The organism is Leptotrichia massiliensis (assembly GCF_900104625.1).
GTDB lineage: Bacteria > Fusobacteriota > Fusobacteriia > Fusobacteriales > Leptotrichiaceae > Leptotrichia > Leptotrichia massiliensis.
Genome location: NZ_FNVZ01000004.1, coordinates 331730 through 352359 on the forward strand (window position 1 = coordinate 331730; position 20630 = coordinate 352359).

Here is a 20630-nt window from a genome sequence, read left to right on the forward strand (position 1 = left end):
TTTTTAAAGTTCTGGATATTCTATCTCTCCACGTTCCTTCTCGAATTTATTCGCCACATTAAACAGCAAATCTTCCCTAAAATAATTTCCAATCAGCTGTATTCCTACAGGAAGTCCATTTACAAATCCTGCTGGAACTGAAATTGCAGGCAATCCAGCCATATTTGTTGATACAGTAAAAATATCTCCCAAATACATTTGAACTGGATCAGTAACTTTTTCACCTTTTTTAAACGCTGTTGTTGGAGAAACTGGTGTCAAAATCAAGTCGACTTCTGAAAGAACTCGCGAAAAATCATCTCTTATTAATCTTCTAACTTGTGAAGCCTTTTTATAATAAGCATCATAAAATCCAGAACTTAACACATAGTTTCCAATCATAATTCTACGCTTAACTTCATCTCCAAAACCTTCTGTTCGTGATTTTACATACATTTCCTCAATATTTTCATCACTTTTTCTAACCCCATATCTCACTCCGTCATATCTTGACAAGTTTGAAGCCGCTTCAGCCGATGAAATTATATAATAAGTGGAAATTGCGTATTTTGTGTAAGGCAACGATACTTCCTTCACTTCCGCTCCAAGTTTTTTCAATGTTTCCACAGTTTTATCCACAACTTCCTTTATTGATTTATCCAGTTCATCTGAAAAATATTCTTTTGGAAGCCCAATTTTTAATCCTGTTATATCATTTTCAAGCAAAGATAAATAATCTGGCACTTCCACATCCGCAGTTGTCGGATCATTTTCATCGTATCCTGAAATTATCTGCATAACTCTTGCCAAATCTTGTGAACTTTTTGCCAAAGCCCCGATCTGATCCAACGAAGAACCAAATGCCATAAGCCCGTATCTCGAAACTCTTCCATAAGTTGGCTTTATTCCCACAGTTCCAGTCAAGCTCGCAGGCTGTCTAATACTTCCGCCAGTATCCGTTCCCAAAGCAACAGGTATTTCACTAGCCGCAACCGCAGCAGCCGATCCCCCACTGCTTCCTCCTGGCACTCTTTCCAAATCCCAAGGATTAGAAGCCAATTTTATCGAAGAATTTTCATTTGAAGACCCCATCGCAAACTCATCCATATTAGCCTTCCCAACAAGCACTGCTCCAGCTTCCTTCAACTTTTTCACAACAGTAGCATCATAAACTCCCACATAATTTTTCAAAATTTGTGAAGCCGCCGTTGTCAAATCTCCCTTTGAAACAATATTATCCTTCAACGCCACAGGCACTCCAAAAAGTCCTGTATTTTCATATTTTTTTCTTCCTTCTTCGTTATTTTCTTCATCAATTTTTCGAGCCTGTTCCAATGCCTTCTCCTCAAAAATATTAGAAAAAGCCCCAACCTTATCTTCAACAGATTTTATCCTATCTAAAAAATTTCTTGTAACTTCTTCTGAAGTAATCTCTTTATTCTTTATCATTTCAGCCAGTTCGCTAGCCGTTTTTTTGTATAAATTCATTTTTTTTCACCTTTCTTCTTTTCTAATCCCACCAAAAATACCAATTTTTAGCTTTGTATAATTCTTTTGAAAGTTCCTCCAGTTCATCATAAATTTGAAAAACTAAATCCTCGCTAACTAAAAACTGCTCTATTGCCAATTCTTCAGCCTCTTTTTGTGTTTCTGGAAATTTTTTCAAATAAAATTCCATTTCAGAATCAGTTATGGCAACAACTCTTGCATCATATTTTTCATACCAATATTTACTGATAGCTATGATTTCTTCTGGCAAAGGACATTCATTAAATCCGCCGAATAAAAACCATGCCGAAATTTCATAAGCTTTATCTGCCGGAACTTTAAATAAGCCTACATTTTCTCTTATTTTTCCAGTTTCTATATCAAATATTGAATTTAAATATAAAGTTTTATCTTCATTGAAATTTTTAAAATAATCTAAGTAGTCACCATCATCAGAAAATTCATATTCCTCATCCAGATACTCATTTTCTGTATACTCCTGTTTTCTTTCTTTAAACCACTGAGTACAGTCTACTTTTTTATAATTTTCTAAAATTTCATCTCTTATTCTTTTATATTCCTCGAATTCAGGAAATTCTTCATTGAAATAATCTTTTACCTCAACAAAAACAGGAATAAAACCTTGTTCTTTACCTTCTTCCAATAGCTGAAAGTATCTTTCTACAACTTCTGTTATTCCACTATCTTCATTAACTTTTTCATAATCACATTTTATTTTATCTGCAAATAAATCTACATTTCCCAACATTTTTCTCTCCTTAAAAGAATCTAATTATCCGCATTTTCTCCAACAACTTTCGGCACAATTATAAATTCCTCATCCTTATTAGTCGAATTTTCTAAAATTTCTTTCTTAATTCCAGCATCCCTAACTTTATCTTCTCTCAATTTATCTTTTAAGTCCAGCACATTAAAAAGTGGCTCCACATCAGTAGTATCAACCCCATTCAACTCTTCCATATGCTCAAATATTTTATTCAAATCCACCCTAAATTTCTCAATTTCACTTTCCGAAAATTCCAATTTAGAAAGTGCTGCTATTTTTAAAACATCTTCTTTGCTTAACATTTACTTTTTTCCTCCATTCCGAATTTATCCTTATTTTTTTGCAATATTAAACGCTTCTTCCATATTTTCTGCTTCAACTTCAAATTCTTCTGAAACATGTTCTTCTATTATTATTTTAAATTTTTTCATTTTAAAAGCACTCTTTTCTTAAATTAAAATTTCTTATTATTTTCTACCCACTCCAAAATCTCATTAAAATCCCCAAACTCAAAAAACTCAATTCCATTTTCTTGACAAAACTTAACCGCCCTAGTCCCTTTTCTCACAAAAGCAAAATCAGCCACTTCCAATGCCTTGTAATCAGATGGACCATCGCCTACAAAATAAGTTGTGTAGCCTTGTTTCTTATAATTTTCTACTGCTTCCTTTTTATCAACGCCATAATATCCTTCCTTGTCCAAAAATGGATTTTCCACAGTAATTTGGTTTTTATCTGCTCCGTCAAATTTTAAATCGTTCGAGATGACTTCGCTATCTGGCAAGTTTATTCGGTATTTCAAAAGTGTTCCTTGTACATTCAATCGTGAGCCAGCACTAACAATTTTAAATTCTGCTCCGCTTTTTACAAAATCTATAAAAGTTTCATCAATTATCACATTTTCCTGTAAAGTCTGAATATATTGCTCTTTTGTGATATTTAGAGAGCCTAGTCCATATTTTATAAACTCTCTTATAGAATATTCTCCAGCTCTATATCTTTTTCGCAGTTCCTGTTTAAATTCAGGCTGATGCGTTTCAAGCAAAACATCTGTCGAATCTTTGTTACTTATTGTTATATCAAAATCTATTAAAAAGATTGATTTTTTATTATTTCCCAATATTTTCCTCCTGTCAGAAAATTTTATAAATTTTTCAGATATTCAATTTCATCTTCATTCAAAGCACGGTATTCTCCCACTTGTAAATTACCAAGCGTAAGTTCTCCCACTTTAATACGTTTTAATGAATTAACATTATATCCTAATGTTTCCAGCATTTTTCTTATCTGTCTGTTTCTTCCTTCAAAAATTGCAATTCTAAGTTCCTTTTTGTCAATTTTCTTAACTCTCGCTGGTGCCGTTCTTTTCCCATCAATTACAACTCCATATTGCAATGCCTCAATATCCTTGTCTTCAATTTCACGGCTAACTTTTGCAATGTAGCTTTTGTACAATTTCTTTCTTGGATGCATCACGTGATTATAAACTTCCCCATCATTACTGATTATAATTAACCCTTCTGTCATAAAGTCCAATCTTCCATAAGTGAAAAGTCTAGCACGTGATTTTATAAAGTCTACTGCAAGTCTACGCCCAAACTTGTCTTCATTTGAACAAAGCACTCTTTTTGGCTTGTTTAAAATATAATATTCGTATCTTGTATTAAGTTTTACTCTTTCTCCATCAATTCTAACCACATCTTCAGGTTTCACATCCATTCCAATAATCGCCTCGTGCTTATTTACTGTAACCCTTCCTTCATTTATCAGTTCATCAGCCTTCCTACGTGAACAAAATCCCGTTTCAGCTATAAATTTATTTAATCTCATTTTATTTACCTCGTTTTTCTACTCTTTTATTTTTTCAATTTCTTCTTTTGCTTTTGATTCCGAATCTTCTTCTGAATTTAATTTTTCTCCCTCTTTTGTGTCTTCATTTTCTTCCTTCTCATCTTCTTTGTAAAGCAGCTCAATTTTTTGAAACTGCTCATTTCCTGGCAGTTCCTGTTTTCCATGGATATTCAGATAACTGTAAAAATCATCTGTTACTTCGTACAAATTTGGTGTTCCAGCTGTTTTTTTCCGTCCAGAAATATAAATTAGTTTTCTTTCCAACAGGTTTGACATAGTTTTGTCTACACCGACACTTCTGATCTGCTCTATTTCTGCTTTAGTTATAGGTCCTTTATATGCGATGATTGCCAATGTTTCCATTGCTGAACGGGATAGTTTCTTTAATTTCATTTCTGGATTAAAAAATCGTTTCACATCAGAGCCAAAAAGTGGATTTGATACAAGACATACGATTCCATTTTCAATTTTTACATTTATTCCTGTATTTTTCCGCTTTTCCTTTAAATTACGCAATATTTCCTCTATTTCAAAAGATTCCATTCCATAAAACTGTGCAAGTTCTTTCACAGTAATCATTTCTTTTGATAAAAAAATAATCGTTTCAATTTTTTCTTCAATATCATTAATTTTATTTTTTATAGTTTCTTCTCTATCTTTATTTTCTTTTATTTCAATTTTTTTGCTTTCAAAATTTTCCATATTCTACCATTTATCTTCATTATTTTATTTTTGCCAAATAAACTTGTTATTTTGCGTTAATAGGGGAATTCTCCTTTAACTGTAAGTTCAGAAAATTCCCCTAAATTTCTATATTATTCAATTAATATTCGTATGTTGGTGAAATAATTATATTCTTGTATTTATTAAAGTCTGTAAGCACTTCTGCAATTCCCGTTACTACAGCATGAATCGCATCTTCACCAACTGTCACTTTCAACAACAATTCTTTTTCAATTCTTTCTTTCAAAATTCTGATTCCTGCTCCACCACCAGATAGGAAAATTCCTGTTTCATAAATATCTGCTGCAACCTCAGGCTCAATTTCTTCTATTGTAAGTCTTACTTCATCAATAATCGCATCAATATGTTTTCTGATTGCTCCATCAATTTCAGCTGCTTTTATTTTCATACTTTTCGGCAATCCAACCCCTAATTCACGACCTCTAATTTCGTACTCAAACTCAGGATCTTGTTGACTTATTGTATTCATTTTTAATTCTTCAGCTGTTCTTTCACCAATTAATAAATTATGTGCATCCTTTACATATTCCATAATATCTTCATTTAAATGATCACCTGCGATTTTAACTGATCTTGATAATGCTGCTCCACCAGATACAATAAATGCAATTTCTGTAGTTCCTCCACCTATATCAACAATCAAATGTCCTTTTGGTTCAAATAAGTCAATTCCAACACCAATTGCAGCTGCTATTGGCTCTTCAATCAAATAAACCTCTTTTGCTCCTGCATCTTTTACAACTTCAATTACAGCTCTTCTTTCTACTTGTGTAACCCCACTTGGTACACATATTATAACTCTTGAACTTTGAAATTTATCTTTTTTTATTCTATGTAAAAATTCTTCAAGCATTCTTTCAGTAACTTCATAATTTGAAATTACTCCATTTTTTAATGGACGGATAATTTCAGTATGTTTTGCAGTTCTTCCAATAATTTCCTTAGCTTTTTCACCAATATGTTCCAATTCTTCTGTTTTTTTGTTAATTGCAACATAAGTTGGTTCATCTACTTGAATTCCTTCACCTTTTACATATACAACTGTATTCGCAGTTCCCAAATCAATAGCTATATCTCGTGTAGTTTTTGGTGCTATATTTGTCTTAAAAATATCAAAAAATTTCATCTATTCTATCTCCTTCATTTTATTTTTTACTTTAAAGTATCTTTATTTAATTATAGTCAATCCACTTTAAAATTAGAGTAAAAATATTTAAAAACAATAGATTGACTATAGATATAGCCTAATCTTCTACTTCCATTTTAAATTAGAATTGCTATATGTTATTTTCATTATTAACTATTTTACCATTTTTTTCAAATATACTCAAGCAACTTTAATACTGAATTTTCATAATTACAAATAATATTTGAAAATTTATTCATTTTTTAATCAATTTCATCAATATTATCTCCTATTAATTGGTTATCATAATTGATAATTCCATGTTCCTTCAACTGATCATAAATTCGTGAAGCTCTGTTAAATCCTATTTTTAGTTTACGTTGTAACATTGAAATTGATATTTTTTCCTCTTGTTTTGCTATATTTACTGCATTTTCAAAAAATGGATCAATATCAATTGTTTCATCTTCAATTTCTTCTAAAATTTCATTCCTATATTTTACCTTTTTAGCAGATTTTAGGGTATCTGTTAAATTTCTAACTTCCTCATCTGAAATATATGCACCTTGTATTCTTTGTAATTTTGAAGTTCCATTGGCAAGAAGCAACATATCTCCCTGTCCTAGAAGTTTTTCAGCACCTGCACTATCCAGTATTGTTCTCGAATCAACTTGTGATCTTAATGCAAAAGAAATTCTACTTGGTAAATTAGCCTTTATCATCCCTGTAATAACATCTGTAGACGGACGCTGTGTAGCTACAACTAGATGTATTCCTACAGCTCTAGCTTTTTGTGCGATTCTCGCTATAGATTCCTCCACACTTCCAGATGCAACCATCATCAAATCAGCAAGCTCATCAATTATTATTACAATATATGGCATTTTTTCAACATAACTAAGTCCATTATAACTTTTTATATTTCTAACGCCATTTTCCATAAGTTTCTTGTATCTGTTTTCCATCTCGTTAACTGCCCATTTTAAAGCTATTGCAGCCTGATGAGGATCTATAATTACAGGTACTAGTAAATGTGGAATATCGTTATACGGCATCAGTTCTACCATTTTTGGATCCACCATTATAAACTTCACTTCATTTTCAGATTTTTTAGAAATCAATGTAGAAATTAATGTATTTACAGCAACAGACTTTCCTGATCCAGTTTGTCCTGCTATTAGCAAATGTGGCATTTTAGCAATATCTATAAATTTATCTCGCCCAACAATATCTTTTCCTAATATTACCTTTAATTCTCCACTGTCCAGCTCTTTATTCTTTATAATATTTGAAAAATGAACAGGTTCCTTTATTTTATTTGGAGTTTCAATACCAATAGTATTTTTCCCTGGAATTGGTGCTTCTATACGAATGCTTTCAGCAGCTAGATTCATTGCTATATCATCTGAAAGCCCAGTAACTTTACTTACTTTCACGCCTTTCGGAATAATAATTTCATATCTTGTAATAGTAGGTCCGTATTCATAATTCACAACTTTTGCTTCTACACCGAATTCCTTTAAAACATTTTCTAAATGACTCACATTTTCTCTTATGCTTTTTTCTATTTGTTCTTTCTTTTTCAAATCCATAGGTTTTGATTTAAAAATTTCAGAAATTGATTTTTTCACAACATCATCATATCCTTTGTTATTGTCAAACATCGCATTCACTTTTTTTAATTCTTCTTCAAACCCTTTTTCTACAACCTCTGGATTCTCAAATGCCTCAAGTTTGGGAAACTCCTGAAAATTTGGATCCATTTGTGCGGAATTTATCATTTCTCGCCTTAATGGTGTTACAATTTCCAATTTAGGTTCTCTCTTATCTTCTTTCTCAGCTTTTTCTTTTATTTCTACCTTTTTCTCTATTTTTTTATTTTCTTCTGTTTCTTCTTTTTTATCTTCAAATTTTTCAGAATCTGCTGTTTTTTCATTTTGTTCCTCTACTGTTTCAGAACTTTTCACATTTTCCGATGGTTTTACAATATTTTCCAATTTAAGTTCAGACTCTTTTACATCATTTTTCTGTTCATTTGAATTTTTTTTCATATTTTGTAAATTACTTTGTTTTTCTTTTTCTTTCTCTTCAAAAAGTTCAATCCATTCTTTTTCTTTTTCAGCAAGTTCTTCTTTTGAATAAACTTCCGTCTTTTGTAAAAAATTATCCTTTGGCTTTTTGGCAATTTCAAAACTTAATTTTTCGTTTCTTGATTGTATAATTTTTGCTTTTAACATTTCTCGCTGATAACGCTTATAATCTGTCTTTTTCAAATTTTCAGCATATTTTTTCGCAGCCAACTTTCTCTTTTTCTCTTTATAATCGTCACTTTTATAATATTTCATAACTTCTTTCAAAAGTTCATACCCCAGCTCAATCATATCCTTAACTAACCAACCTAAGAAAGCTATCACTAAAACTATTAAACCAATTAACATAATTTTTAAATGTAAAACACTATAAAACGGCATTGAAAGTAACGCTCCTGGAATACCTCCACTCTCACGATTAAACCCTATCTCCAGCAATTTTCTTCCAGCCTCAGTAAAAGTATTTGCCAGTGGATTCCCTTTGACAACAGAACCTCTTATTAAAATCATCGACCAGCTTAAAAATAATCCGATAAGTGCAACTATTTTTCCTTGTGTTATATGAAATTCAATTTTTTCATAAAAAAATATTATTATTCCATATATCATTGAACCTATCGCTATAAACCATGTCATTTTTCCAAAAAACAACGTAATTCCACTTAGTATCAGTGCAAAAATATTTTCTCCAACATTATCACTTAACATACTGGATTTATTCGCCATCAATAAAACCAATATAAACCCCACAACAAACCAAATTATACCCTCGATTTTTCTTTTATTCATTTCGTCTTCCTTTCTAAAAATTTTATTTTCTTAAATTTTTTTATCCAATGAACCTAAATAGCTATCACATTTCATTAGTTCAATATTTGAAAAAATTTAGTATATATCTATAAATTCACAAAACTTTTACATAATATCATACATTATACTATATTTTTTCAATTTTGTCATTTTTTTATACGATACTGCAAGGCAATCGCAAGAAAAAAAATTCATAAGTCCGAATGATTTATTTTTAAAGGGGTTGACTCAATATTTAATTTTTCTTTTATAAAAAAGTCAATTTATTCATTTTATTCCATAAATAAAGGATTTCATAAAGAGAAAAATTTAATATGCAATTACTCTACGATACTGAAGAGCAAAAAAATAAAAAAACTACACCTCCTATCCTGTTATAATAGTTTAGATGTAGTTCAAATAATTTTTTTCTTTGATTTAAATATTTAATTAAATTTTTTTAATTCTGTCATAAATCTAGAATATGGACAATATCCTTCCTTATCGATTTTACAGTTTTTCATTTCTAAAATTGTATGTTTTGGCGGATTTTCCTTTGTTAGTCTCTTTGTTTCCCTTATCTGGCTTAATGTTTGATACACATACTCAATTTTTACTTTTCTTTCATTTGTTTTTTTATCTTTCCAAATTTCAAAAAATATTTTTCCACCAATTGGAGTTTTTTCAACTTGTTCTTCCAATTTATAATCTTTAAAACCTAACGCAGAAAGCATAGCAGTTACATTCGAATCGTGTCCAACAAGCACTGTTACTTTATGATTTGAAGAATTTATGTCATTATAAATATATTTTATCAACGGTGCAGCTACATTTTTAGTCACTTTATCCGTTGCAAACAGCAGATCTCCATATCCGTTTTTTATATCTGTTATTTTTTGCCATTTTTCTTCTATAAATTTTGATAAATTTTCAAAAATTATAAAGTTTTGATCATTATTGTCAAACGTTTTCCTAAATCCGTCGTCTTTTGAAATAATATAAATTTTTTCGTTATTCTTTTTTTGATATTTTTTTATTATTTGTGCAACAAAAGCATCCTTAAATTCATTTTGCTTTGTCTTCTCAAATGGTAAGTTTAAGTTAAAATGATCTTCTAATATTAATTTTATATCTACATCTTCTAAAGATAATTTTATAGAATCATCAAAAAATTTTATCAATTCTGTTTTAAGAAAAGAAATTATGTATGTTTCATCTTCAGCAGATAATTTAATCGGAGTTTCGCTTAATATTTCTAAAAAAGGACTTTTGCTTAATACTTTATTATAACTGTTTATTACTTCTTTTACATCTTTGATTATATGAACTTCTAATTCTCTTTCTGTTATTTCATTATTTAACAATATTATTTTTATCGTTTTCAATATATGTTTTTAACTTTTCAAATTTATCATTTGATAACATAAATTTTTCACCAATAAATATATTTGTATCTATAAAAACTTTTTTACACATAATAATACTCCTATTCTTAATAATTATATAAACAATATTTCAAAAAAAATACAATTCACTATTTCTAATGAATTGTATTTTGCAATATTATGAAAAATTTGTTTAAAATCAATAATAATGGTGCCCACGCATAATTATTTCGCTAAAAATGGGTATTTGAAATATAAAAGTTGTCAGTAAGTTGCCAGTAAAATTTCAGTTACTTTTTTAAAATTTCTTTTCATAATTTTACTCCTATGTTAAAAATAAATTTATTTTCCTAATAAAAAAGCTCTATTTTTTACAACAAGGATTATCTGAAATTAAACTAAACAATGTATATTTTTTCTTTGGAAAGCATAGATTATGAAAAAGTCCCATTTTGAATACTATTTTAGTGTACCAAAAATTATTTGTCCAAGATTTGGGTACACTCCAAAATTTTAAAGCAAACGACTGGCTGGTGGAATGATTTTAAGATTAATCTGGATATTGAGCTGGAAAATACGGTTAGGGAGAGAACTGCTGCACATAATCAAAATAAAAGCAGATCTCAATCCGTAAAGTTTTTCACTAAATAAATGAATTATGGAAATAATATCTTCTGCTAATTCTTCCTGAATTGATCTTTCTTTTATACCATCAGAAATAATTTTAACTTTTGTTTCAAATTTTTCAAAAAAATACTGTTCCGACAATCAATATATTTCATTCCAATAGTATTGATATTATTCCGATAAAATAGTATACTATGAAAAGATTGGAGGGATTTTATGTATATTACAGTTAAACAAGCTTCTGAAAAATGGAGAATATCTGATAGAAGAGTAAGAGTTTTATGCTCTGAAGGGAAAATACCTGGTGCATATCAAGAAGGAAGAACTTGGAAAATACCATATGATGCAATAAAACCAACTGATGGAAGATATAAAATTACAGGAACGCTCATTCAAATATTAGAAGAAAAATTAAGCAATCTTAAAGCAAGGAGACCTTTAACAGAAGGGGAACTGGAAAGATTAAATGAAGAATTTTTAACAGAATATACCTATAACTCAAATGCAATTGAAGGGAACACTTTAACTTTACGTGAAACAGACATGATTCTTAAAGGGCTTACCATTAACCAAAAATCATTAAAGGAGCATTTGGAAGTAATTGGACACAAGGAAGCTTTTGAGTATGTAAGAAAACTTGTTAGTGAAAATGTTGAAATATCCGAAAAAGTAATTAAGGATATTCATTATTTGATATTGGCTGATAAGAAAGAGGATAGAGGAATATACCGTAGAGTTCCTGTTAGAATTATGGGAGCAGCTCATGAACCCGTACAACCGTATCTAATTATTCCGAAAATGGAAGAATTATTGGAACGTTATAAAAACAGCAAGGAAGACATTGTAACTAAACTTGCTCGTTTTCATATAGAATTTGAAAGTATTCATCCTTTTATTGATGGAAATGGAAGGACTGGAAGATTATTAATAAATTTAGAACTTATGAAGGAGGAATATCCACCTATAGATATCAAGTTTACTGATCGACTGAGATATTATGAAGCTTTTGATGAATATCATGTAAAGCACAATATATCAGCAATGTCAGATATGTTTGCTAGGTATTTAAATCAGAAACTAGATTTATATTTATCTATTTTAGATAAGTAAAAATTTTAAAAATTAGAGTGTTCCCAAAACTGTGAACAATTAAACAGGAAATTAGTTTTCTTTAACGTAAATTCCAAATATAATATACATTTTCTATTTTTAGATATGATTTATAAGAACAAAAGTCAGCAAGGTTAAAATGATTGTATGGGAATTTTATCATTACAGATATCCGCCCCTCAAAAAATACTATTAATATTTTATTAATCCAACTAGGTTGGATATTTTGTCGTAGACATTTATATAGTTATTTTGATAAAAGAAGAGGAAAAGAGGCTGACGCCTCTTTTAAAATTATCAAATATATCAGTAAATACCTAAAAAATATGAATTTAATTTTCTTATAAATAAAAAAATTGATTTCTGTATAAAGCAAAAATCAATTCTTGTTAGTAAGTTAAATTAAATTTGTCCAACTTTTTGGGGAAGTTAATCAGTGGCTCTGTATATTTATTTTATTTTTCCATCTTTATATGTTTTTCTCCTTTTATCTTTATAAGTTTCTTTTCTATACAAAATAGAAAAGACAGGTTTTCTATTTTAAGAGAAAAGGATCCTTGCTAAGTTTAAAAATCAAAAATCTCATTTTATTTTAATCTTTTACTGCTAATATTACATAAGAATAGAAAATAAATAAAAAAATATATATTTCCGGAGGTAAAAGAATATATGAAAATAAATGATTTAAATGAAAAATTTGAAGATTTTGAAAAAGAGAATATCAGCAGTCTATTTCAAGGATTGATGAAAATAACAGGTATAGTCGTTTTAGCAGTTTTTCTTGTATTATTTAAGAGAATGATATATATGCAATATTACCTTTCTTTTATAATGAAATTTAGTGGTACAGATGTAAAAGAAAAAATAACAATGCTAGCTGCAATATTTACATTATTTTCTCTTATTGTAATAATTGTATCAGCTATTATTTCTATAAAAATAACAAAAGAATATTTTAATGAAAATAGTATGGAATTATCTCATAAAATAAAGTATTATGTAATAATTTTCATAGGAGTTTTAATTATTATAAATTCGATTATTGGAACATCTGAAGTTCTTAAACAGATGAAACTCAACTTTACTTTCATTCAGAAAATAATGCTGTTTTTATTTTCCGGAATTCCTTCAGGAGTAATAGCAACATCAGCAACTGCATTTTTTTCAGTAGTCTTTTTATTTTCAGTAAAAACATACGAAAAGAAATTGTATGAACACAGAATAATAGGAATAATTTATACTGCCATTGTTTCAATAATAGGATTATTAGGAATCAATTTTATAATGGAACTTTCTAACTTGTATAAAAATTACTCTTTTAAAGTGGGGCATGAATTTAAGCTTTTTATTCATTTCTTAAAATTTGTGTTGAGGTATAAAAATTTATACATTGAGATATTTAATATGTATTTCTGTGTAAATTTATTTGTAATAATATTTTTAGGAATTTTGCTGATTTTTGCTAAAAAAAATAGAGAGGGTGAATAAAATGAAAAAAATGTATACAATTTTTATATTATTATTAGGAGTATTCAATTTATCATGTTCTGAAAGTAAGACAGGAACATATTCTGAAAATAAGACAGAAAAAAATATATTTAATACAATTGTGGACACAATTAGTGGGGCTAAATTTGAATATAATGTTGCTGAAAGTACTCCTGATACTTTTAATTTAGTACATCTGTTTCTTCCTGAATCTTACGATGCTCAGCTGCTTAATGATAAACACCCTGAAAATATCAGAAATTATGAAGCTGCTGATATTTTTGACCTTTTATTTGAAGGACTCGTCAGAATTGATGAAAATGGGAAAATAGTTCCCGGACTGGCAGAAAAATGGGAAACAGGCAAGGATAAAACCAAGTGGACTTTTCATCTGAGAAAAGGATTGAAATATTCTGACGGAACTCCTATAAAAGCTGAAGATTTTAAAACTGCATTGTTGAGAATGCTGAATCCTGAAATAATATCTCCGAATACGGATGTTCTTTTTCTTATAAAGAACGGGAGAGAATTTTATGAAGGAAAGGTAAAAGCCGAAAATGTAGGGATAAAAATATTGGATAATAATGAAACTATTGAACTGGAACTAACCAAGCCGATAGGATATTTTGATATGTTAATGACAAAAGTAGAATTTTCACCTTTAAATCAGGAATTTTTCGGGAAATTGGGAGAAAAATACGGAAAAATACCTGAAAATATTTTATATTCAGGACCTTATATCATAAAAAGTATAGGAAAAAGAAAATTATTATTGGAAAAAAATAAAAATTACTGGAACAGCAGTAATATAAAAATGAATAAAATCAATGTTTATGGCGGTTTATGGGACGGAGACGACCATAAAAGAATTGCTGAAAGTAAAGGAATAGATGCAACTGTTGTATATTCTCAATTCTTTTCAAGAACCAAGCTCAAAAATGACATGAAAGAAACACAGAGATTATCTACAGGTTCTTCTCATTATTATGTTTTCAATACTAAAGTAAAAGCATTAAGTAATCCTAAGGTCAGAAAGGCTATAGATGCTGTAATGGTAGGAGAAACAAGGAGAGAATACGGATTTGTTCCAGGATACATCAGTATTAATGGCAAAAATTTCTCTGCTTTAGCTGCAAAAAATGGAAAAGCTGAAAGTGGGAGTTATCATTACAAAAATATAAAAGAATTATTAGATGAGGGATTAAAAGAATTAGGAATAAGTAAAATGCCTGTTTTAAATATTGCTATTAAAGAAAATTCCATTGACAGGTTCTCAGAAAATTTAAAAAAACATCTTGGAATAGATGTCAAAGTTACAAGAGTGTCTCATAAGGATTTAATTTTAAAATCAAGAAAAAAAGATTTTGATATTATTGAAAACGAAATTTTGTTAGGATTTAGTGATCCGATACTTTATCTTGAAAGATTTGTATCAGACAATCCTTATAATTACGGTTCTTATTCTAATTCTGAATATGACAAACTTATAAAAATTGCCTCTGAAACAAAAGATATTAACATCAGAACGGATGCTCTAATCAAAGCTGAAAATATATATGAGAAAGAAAATCCTGCAGCAAAAATGGGCTACGGTGAAATTACTCATATTATTCTTGAAAGACCGGGAATAAAAGAACTGAAATTAGTTCCTTATGGCGGGATTTTATATTTAAGAAATGTTAATAAAGATAAATAGAAGTTTAAAAAAAGCTCTTTGTCAAGTGTAACAAAAAGTAAAAATATAATTTAATAAAATTCGACTGGTATACTCCAGTCTTTTTTGTTATAATAAATTTAGATATATTTTTTGAAATTTTAATGTTTTGAAAAATAGTAAGACTTGTATTAATAAATAAAATAAAAGGTGGGGTATTTTGTGAAAAATATAAAAGGGGTATTTTTATTATTACTATTTTTTTGTTTTCTAACAGGCTGTGGAAAATTTTTTCACAAAAGTAATTCTTCTGAAATTAATATTATAGTGAAACTTATACTGGAGTGTCCCCCAAAATTTAGACTATTTTTAAGCAATTTCTTTGTTTCCTTTCTTTATGCTTTCTTCTTATTCATTCGGACTTGTAAATCCTATTTTACTGTGTATTCTGCTGTTATTATACCATATTTCTATATACTCGTACATTCTACTTCTTAAACTTTCTAGACTTTCAAAGTTTTCATTATGTACATATTCTTTTTTCAATGTTGCATGGAATGATTCTATACAGGCATTATCATAAGGATTTCCTTTTCTGCTCTAAGATATGCTTATACCTTTTTTTGCACAAAATTTACGATATTCTTTACTCATATACTGGCTTCCTCTATCTGTATGTATTATGAGATTGGTTGTATCCCCTCTTTTATATATCGCCATTTTTAAGGTATCTATAACTAATTTTATATCCATAAATTTTCCAACCTTATGTGATATTATTCTTCTGCTGTGCAAATCCATTATACTTGATAAGTAGCACCACCCGTCCTTTCTTGTCCAAATATATGTTATATCACTTACCCATTTTTCATTTAATTTTTCTGTATCAAAATTTCTTTTTAAAATATTTCTTGCTGTTTCTTTCATGTCGTCTGATTTGTTATAATTTCTAAATTTTTTATGAATTATTGACTTTATCTGATTTTTCTTCATCAATCTTCTGACTCGTTTTATATTTACTTCTAATCCTAACTTTCTTAGTTTTTTATGAATTCTTACTGCTCCGTAAGTTTTTCTGCTGTCTTGCCATATTGATTTTATTATATCGTACAAAATTTTATTTTCTATATCCCTTTGTGTCTTGACCTCTTTAACCCAGTAGTAATAGCTGCTTTTTTTAATGCCTATTAAATTAATTATTATTGATTTTGAAACATTAAACTCATTGAATAAAGTCTTTACTAATACGTACTTGTCAACAGTCCTTATTTTTTCATCAATATGGTTGATGCCTTTTTTAATATGTCAATATCTAATTCCTTTTGTTCCAGGTCTTTTTCTAATTTTTTATTTTTATCCATTTCTTGTTGCAGTTTCCTTTTTAAGTCCATGATTTCATTTAAAGCTTCGTTAGCATTGTATTTTTTATCTATGATTCCTTTAAATTCTTTTTCCCATTTTCTGATTGTTGCCGTTGCTACCCCATATTCATTTCCTAATGATTTTTTCTTCCATCTTCCAGCAATTCTAAAATTAACATTTTAAATTCATCTGTGTACCTTTTACTTCTCTTGTTCATAATCAAATTCCTCTCCTTAACTATATTTTAACAAATAGGAAACTAGTTTTCAAATTATTTGTCCAAGATTTTGGGTACACTCCAACTGCAAAGTACCATAAATAAAAGAAAAAAGTGCATTTCAGCATAAACACTGATTTGCACTATATATTTCAAATTTAATTGTTTTAATGGTGCCCAGACGCGGAATCGAACCACGGACACAGGGATTTTCAGTCCCTTGCTCTACCGACTGAGCTATCTGGGCAAATGGCGGAAGTGACGAGACTCGAACTCGCGACATCTTGCGTGACAGGCAAGCACTCTAACCAACTGAGCTACACCTCCATAAAAATGGTGGTCACAATTGGGCTCGAACCAATGACCCCCTGCTTGTAAGGCAGGTGCTCTCCCAACTGAGCTATGCGACCACAAATTTTTTTATTACTCAATTAGTATAGCACATTTTATTCAATATTTCAACTACTTTTTTCAAAAAATTTTCCTTAACTGATATTTCTCTTTAAAATATAATTTTTTTCTAAGTTTACCAGTAAATTTCCCGTCCATACTTCCCAAATGCTGACAATATTCTACCTTCATCATTTGTCTTAATTTGATAAAATTCCACTCTTTTTTTAAATGTCCTGTTTACTTCCTTCACAAGTTCCCTAAAATCAAGTCTATTGTTCGCTGTAAAATAAAATATCAGTTTGCTTTCATCAAATGTGTATTCTCCGATGACAAGGTTCATTTCTGGCAACAGATATTTTACTATTTTTTTACATTTAAAATAGGCTTCGTCTGCTTTTTTATCAAGTTCCTTTAACTTTTCAATCTCTTTATTTGATAATTTTCTTTTTACTTCTCTAATTTTTAAATCATCTTGTTCACTTTGTTCCTTATTTAAAGCAAGTCCCAAAACTATTCCAATCTGTTCACCACGAATTGTGTCTACAAGTACGTGATCACCTTTTTTATAATCTTCTTTATCGTTTATCATAAATGGATAAACTTTTTTTGTTTTTCTAAATTTAATATTTATTATTTTCATAAAATTCCACCTTCTAAAAAACTAAAATATCCCTTTTCACTTATTATTAAATGGTCAACCAAGCGTATTTCCATATTTTCAAATACTTCTTTTACTTTTTTTGTCAATATTATATCTGATTCTGACGGTTTTAATGAACCTGCTGGATGATTATGTACCAAAATTACACCTTTTGCATTGTATTCTAATATTTTTTTTATTAATTCACGAATATAAACTGTACTTTTATCAATAGTTCCATAAAACAGCTCTTCTTCCTTAACAAGTTCATTTTGTGTATTCAAAAACAATACTTTAAATACTTCTACATCCCTTTTTAAAAGGGAATATTCTAGATAATTCAATAATTTTACATTACTTGATATATTAATTTTTTTATTATGTATTTTTTTATAAAGTTCATTTTCTATAATTTCAAACAAAAGTTTTAAAAATACAACAGTTCTTTGTGTCATATACTTATTTTTCTGTAATTCCTCCTCAGATTGACGTAAAATCGTATACAAATCTCCGTATTTTTCTAACAATTTTTTTGCAATTCCTCTACAATTTCTTCTAATAACCGTGTATGTTAACAAAAGTTCCAAAAGTTCATAATCTAAGAAGCCTTTAATTCCTGCAGACAAAAATCTCTGTCTTAGCCTTTCTCTATGCCCCTTTTCCTGCTCTTCAGATAACTTTTGTCTAAAAGTCAATATTTCTCTATTATCCCCCATCATTTTTCCCCCAAAAAATGTTTCTTAAAATTTACAAATTTAAAATCAAACTCCAAAATTATTTAATTTTACTTATTTAATTTTAAAAAGTTTGAGTATAGTTTATCATAAAATGAAAAAAATAACAATATTAAGAAAAACAAAGGACAGAACATCAAAGTTTACTTCCAAAGTCTCCTGAAAATTAAAATTCAATCTCATCTGTCCTTTATTGAAGCATATTCCCCTAACTTTATAAATTAATATTATTCTGTTATTTCAATCAAATTTCCTTCACAATCCTCAACAACACTTTCATAATATCCATCTCCAGTCGTCCTAGGCCCACTTAAACATCTAAATCCATCATTTACAAGTCTTTCTGTCAATTTATCGACATTTTCTTTGTTTCCAACGCTAAAAGCAAGATGGATAAAGCCTTCATTCATTATTTTATCATTTCTTTCCGAAAGTTCAGGACGTGACATTATTTCAAGCCGTGCTTTACTATCTGGAAAAGTTAGGAAGTAAGTCTGTAATCCAGTATTTTTATTATGATATTTCTCATTTGCCTTTGCTTCAAAATATTTCTCATAAAATTCCCTTGTTTTTTGCAAATCTTTTACATAAATTGCTACATGATTTATTTTCATAACTAATCTCCTTCAATATTTTTTATAAAATTTATCTTTTATTCCAATCCTTCTATTTCCTTCTCAATCTGACTTTTTCCATCAACTAAATCCCATTTTTCATAGAGTTTTTCAATTCTTGGCATAAATATTCCAAGTAAAGGTCCAAAAAGAATCATGCTAATTATCGTACCTTCACGCAAACTCCATTCTATAGGAAATATAAGTGTCAAAATAACTACAAGCCCAACACAGAAAAAATCTACCCATTGCCTAAACTTTGCAAACGGAATACCAGTTTTTGCATGAATCGCACTGCAAAAACCTTCCAAAGCAAATGTCGGCAATCCCAAAACTACTATTGCTCCCATTGTAAAGGCAACTGATACAAGTACTATAATATTAGTTGTTATTCTGAAAATATAATTATTAAATGCCATATTTTTAAAAACTACATATACAAAAAAATTAATTGAATATCCCAGCAACATAGAAATAGGTATTTGTAAAAAATTTATCTTTTTAAATTCCTTTTTTAGTAAAATAAGTTGTCCCAATACACATAAATAATTACATATTATCGCTATTGTTCCCATTTTTATTCCTGTCAAAAACGAAAAAGATAGTGCCATCGCATCCCAAGGTCCAACTCCTACATTCATCTTTACCAAAAGTGCTAATTCCATACCTGCCAATATCGTAAGTAATATTAACAATCCATACGCTCTTATCATTCTATTCATTTTTTCTCCATTTCTCCATTCTAAATTCCTATTTTAAAACACAGCCTCAATAACCCCAAAATTAATAAATGTACAGGATAAAACAAATAATTCAAAATTTTATTCTGTTTTCCTCTCTCCCCGTTATAAGCAAGTGTCAAGCCAAATCCTAACAAAGCCCACGGAGTCTTAACAATCGAAAGATATCCTCCTATAATTGATAATATTTGATTATTACGAAATATATAGAAAAAATATGCAATCAAAATTCCGTGGTATTCATAGTCCAATCCCCAAATCATGGACAACAGGCAAGTTGTTATAACAATTATTATTGAAACAGGAAACCATAATACTGGGCTAATTATATATGATTTTGGCACTTTCAATTCATCAATAACCCAAATCATAACTAATGCTAAAGCCAATGTAAACATTACGTTATTTGAATTTGGCTGAAAAAGTACTGCCGACTGGAACAAGTCAAATGGAATTTCAGAAACAATTCCAAAAGCAATCAGATTTAAAAGATATTTGAATCTATTTCCTGTTTTAAAAAAACCTTCCACAAGAAAAAACATAAAAATCGGAAATGCAACTCTTCCCAAAATATCAAATACATCGCTCACATATCTTAAAAATCCATTTTCTGTTAGCAAAGGATATATCAAAGCCTTATTCACATGATCAATCAACATTGATAAAAAAGCGATATATTTTAATTGTGCTCCTGAAAAGATTCTTATCTTGCTAAATCTATTATTCCCATAAGCTGTACTCATAACAATTCTCCCTTTACATTTTTATTTTTTCTATAATTCGAATTTTATTTAAGTTTCTCAATTTCATTT

Annotated in this window: 20 protein-coding genes, 3 tRNA genes and 1 pseudogene; 3 read left to right on the forward strand and 21 right to left on the reverse strand. The window is 29.0% G+C overall.

Annotated elements, in window-relative coordinates; translation table 11 throughout:
* Positions 1-3 precede the first annotated feature (3 nt).
* From gatA to BQ5344_RS02910, 11 genes are all read right to left on the reverse strand, one after another.
* Positions 4-1467, reverse strand: a complete 1464-nt coding sequence (gene gatA / locus BQ5344_RS02865) for an Asp-tRNA(Asn)/Glu-tRNA(Gln) amidotransferase subunit GatA (protein ID WP_071124089.1) — start codon at positions 1465-1467, stop codon at positions 4-6.
* A gap of 22 nt (positions 1468-1489) precedes the next feature.
* Complete coding sequence (locus tag BQ5344_RS02870; RefSeq protein ID WP_071124090.1) at positions 1490-2236, reverse strand: DUF4253 domain-containing protein; 747 nt, start codon at positions 2234-2236, stop codon at positions 1490-1492.
* Positions 2237-2256: 20 nt separating this feature from the next.
* Positions 2257-2556 (reverse strand): Asp-tRNA(Asn)/Glu-tRNA(Gln) amidotransferase subunit GatC, encoded by a 300-nt coding sequence (gene gatC / locus BQ5344_RS02875; protein ID WP_071124091.1) that lies wholly within the window; start codon positions 2554-2556, stop codon positions 2257-2259.
* A gap of 152 nt (positions 2557-2708) precedes the next feature.
* Positions 2709-3374: an HAD-IB family phosphatase gene (locus tag BQ5344_RS02880; protein WP_071124092.1), complete on the reverse strand. Its 666-nt coding sequence runs from the start codon at positions 3372-3374 to the stop codon at positions 2709-2711.
* Positions 3375-3397: 23 nt separating this feature from the next.
* A complete protein-coding gene (locus BQ5344_RS02885) occupies positions 3398-4084 on the reverse strand; it encodes a pseudouridine synthase (protein WP_071124093.1) in 687 nt (228 codons plus the stop codon).
* 18 nt (positions 4085-4102) lie between these two features.
* Entirely contained in the window at positions 4103-4807 is a 705-nt protein-coding gene (gene scpB / locus BQ5344_RS02890) for an SMC-Scp complex subunit ScpB (RefSeq protein WP_071124094.1), read from the reverse strand.
* 121 nt (positions 4808-4928) lie between these two features.
* Positions 4929-5975: a rod shape-determining protein gene (gene mreB, locus BQ5344_RS02895; RefSeq protein ID WP_021768197.1), complete on the reverse strand. Its 1047-nt coding sequence runs from the start codon at positions 5973-5975 to the stop codon at positions 4929-4931.
* 263 nt (positions 5976-6238) lie between these two features.
* Positions 6239-8854 carry a DNA translocase FtsK gene (locus tag BQ5344_RS02900; protein WP_021768198.1) on the reverse strand — a complete coding sequence of 872 codons (2616 nt, stop codon included), beginning with the start codon at positions 8852-8854 and terminating at the stop codon, positions 6239-6241.
* 446 nt (positions 8855-9300) lie between these two features.
* Positions 9301-10218 (reverse strand): PIN domain-containing protein, encoded by a 918-nt coding sequence (locus tag BQ5344_RS12115; protein WP_071124095.1) that lies wholly within the window; start codon positions 10216-10218, stop codon positions 9301-9303.
* Positions 10208-10330: a hypothetical protein gene (locus BQ5344_RS12505; RefSeq protein WP_268872962.1), complete on the reverse strand. Its 123-nt coding sequence runs from the start codon at positions 10328-10330 to the stop codon at positions 10208-10210. The genes BQ5344_RS12115 and BQ5344_RS12505 overlap by 11 nt, the downstream gene beginning before the upstream one ends.
* A 422-nt stretch (positions 10331-10752) precedes the next feature.
* Entirely contained in the window at positions 10753-11007 is a 255-nt protein-coding gene (locus BQ5344_RS02910) for a recombinase family protein (RefSeq protein ID WP_021769573.1), read from the reverse strand.
* Between the two features lie 75 nt (positions 11008-11082).
* On the opposite strand from BQ5344_RS02910, the gene BQ5344_RS02915 reads away from it, so the two are divergent.
* The 3 genes from BQ5344_RS02915 (at position 11083) to BQ5344_RS02925 (ending at position 15160) form a co-directional block, all read left to right on the forward strand.
* Positions 11083-11976 carry a Fic family protein gene (locus BQ5344_RS02915; protein ID WP_021769572.1) on the forward strand — a complete coding sequence of 298 codons (894 nt, stop codon included), beginning with the start codon at positions 11083-11085 and terminating at the stop codon, positions 11974-11976.
* A gap of 669 nt (positions 11977-12645) precedes the next feature.
* Positions 12646-13464: a hypothetical protein gene (locus BQ5344_RS02920; RefSeq protein WP_071124096.1), complete on the forward strand. Its 819-nt coding sequence runs from the start codon at positions 12646-12648 to the stop codon at positions 13462-13464.
* Position 13465: 1 nt separating this feature from the next.
* Positions 13466-15160, forward strand: coding sequence for a peptide ABC transporter substrate-binding protein (locus BQ5344_RS02925; protein WP_071124097.1), 1695 nt, complete (start codon positions 13466-13468; stop codon positions 15158-15160).
* 366 nt (positions 15161-15526) lie between these two features.
* On the opposite strand, the pseudogene BQ5344_RS11955 reads toward BQ5344_RS02925, so the two are convergent.
* The 10 genes and pseudogenes from BQ5344_RS11955 to BQ5344_RS02970 form a co-directional block, all read right to left on the reverse strand.
* Positions 15527-15703, reverse strand: a pseudogene (locus tag BQ5344_RS11955) (IS3 family transposase); the annotation flags it as partial.
* 15 nt (positions 15704-15718) lie between these two features.
* Positions 15719-16420: an IS3 family transposase gene (locus BQ5344_RS11960; protein WP_106394723.1), complete on the reverse strand. Its 702-nt coding sequence runs from the start codon at positions 16418-16420 to the stop codon at positions 15719-15721.
* Positions 16421-16868: 448 nt separating this feature from the next.
* Positions 16869-16944: transfer RNA gene (locus BQ5344_RS02935), tRNA-Phe, on the reverse strand.
* A 3-nt stretch (positions 16945-16947) separates the two neighbouring features.
* Positions 16948-17024, reverse strand: a tRNA-Asp gene (locus tag BQ5344_RS02940).
* 7 nt (positions 17025-17031) lie between these two features.
* Positions 17032-17107: transfer RNA gene (locus BQ5344_RS02945), tRNA-Val, on the reverse strand.
* Positions 17108-17223: 116 nt separating this feature from the next.
* The gene (gene ricT, locus BQ5344_RS02950) at positions 17224-17730 is read right to left on the reverse strand and encodes a PSP1 family protein (protein ID WP_071124098.1); all 507 of its coding nucleotides are present in this window, start codon (positions 17728-17730) and stop codon (positions 17224-17226) included.
* A complete protein-coding gene (gene radC, locus BQ5344_RS02955) occupies positions 17727-18449 on the reverse strand; it encodes a RadC family protein (protein WP_071124099.1) in 723 nt (240 codons plus the stop codon). Before radC ends, ricT begins: the two co-directional genes overlap by 4 nt.
* Positions 18450-18691: 242 nt before the next feature.
* Entirely contained in the window at positions 18692-19078 is a 387-nt protein-coding gene (locus BQ5344_RS02960) for a VOC family protein (protein ID WP_071124100.1), read from the reverse strand.
* Between the two features lie 38 nt (positions 19079-19116).
* On the reverse strand, positions 19117-19800 hold the full coding sequence (locus tag BQ5344_RS02965) for a YczE/YyaS/YitT family protein (protein ID WP_071124101.1): 684 nt from the start codon (positions 19798-19800) through the stop codon (positions 19117-19119).
* 20 nt (positions 19801-19820) lie between these two features.
* Positions 19821-20561 carry a TraX family protein gene (locus tag BQ5344_RS02970; protein ID WP_071124102.1) on the reverse strand — a complete coding sequence of 247 codons (741 nt, stop codon included), beginning with the start codon at positions 20559-20561 and terminating at the stop codon, positions 19821-19823.
* Positions 20562-20630: the final 69 nt, after the last annotated feature.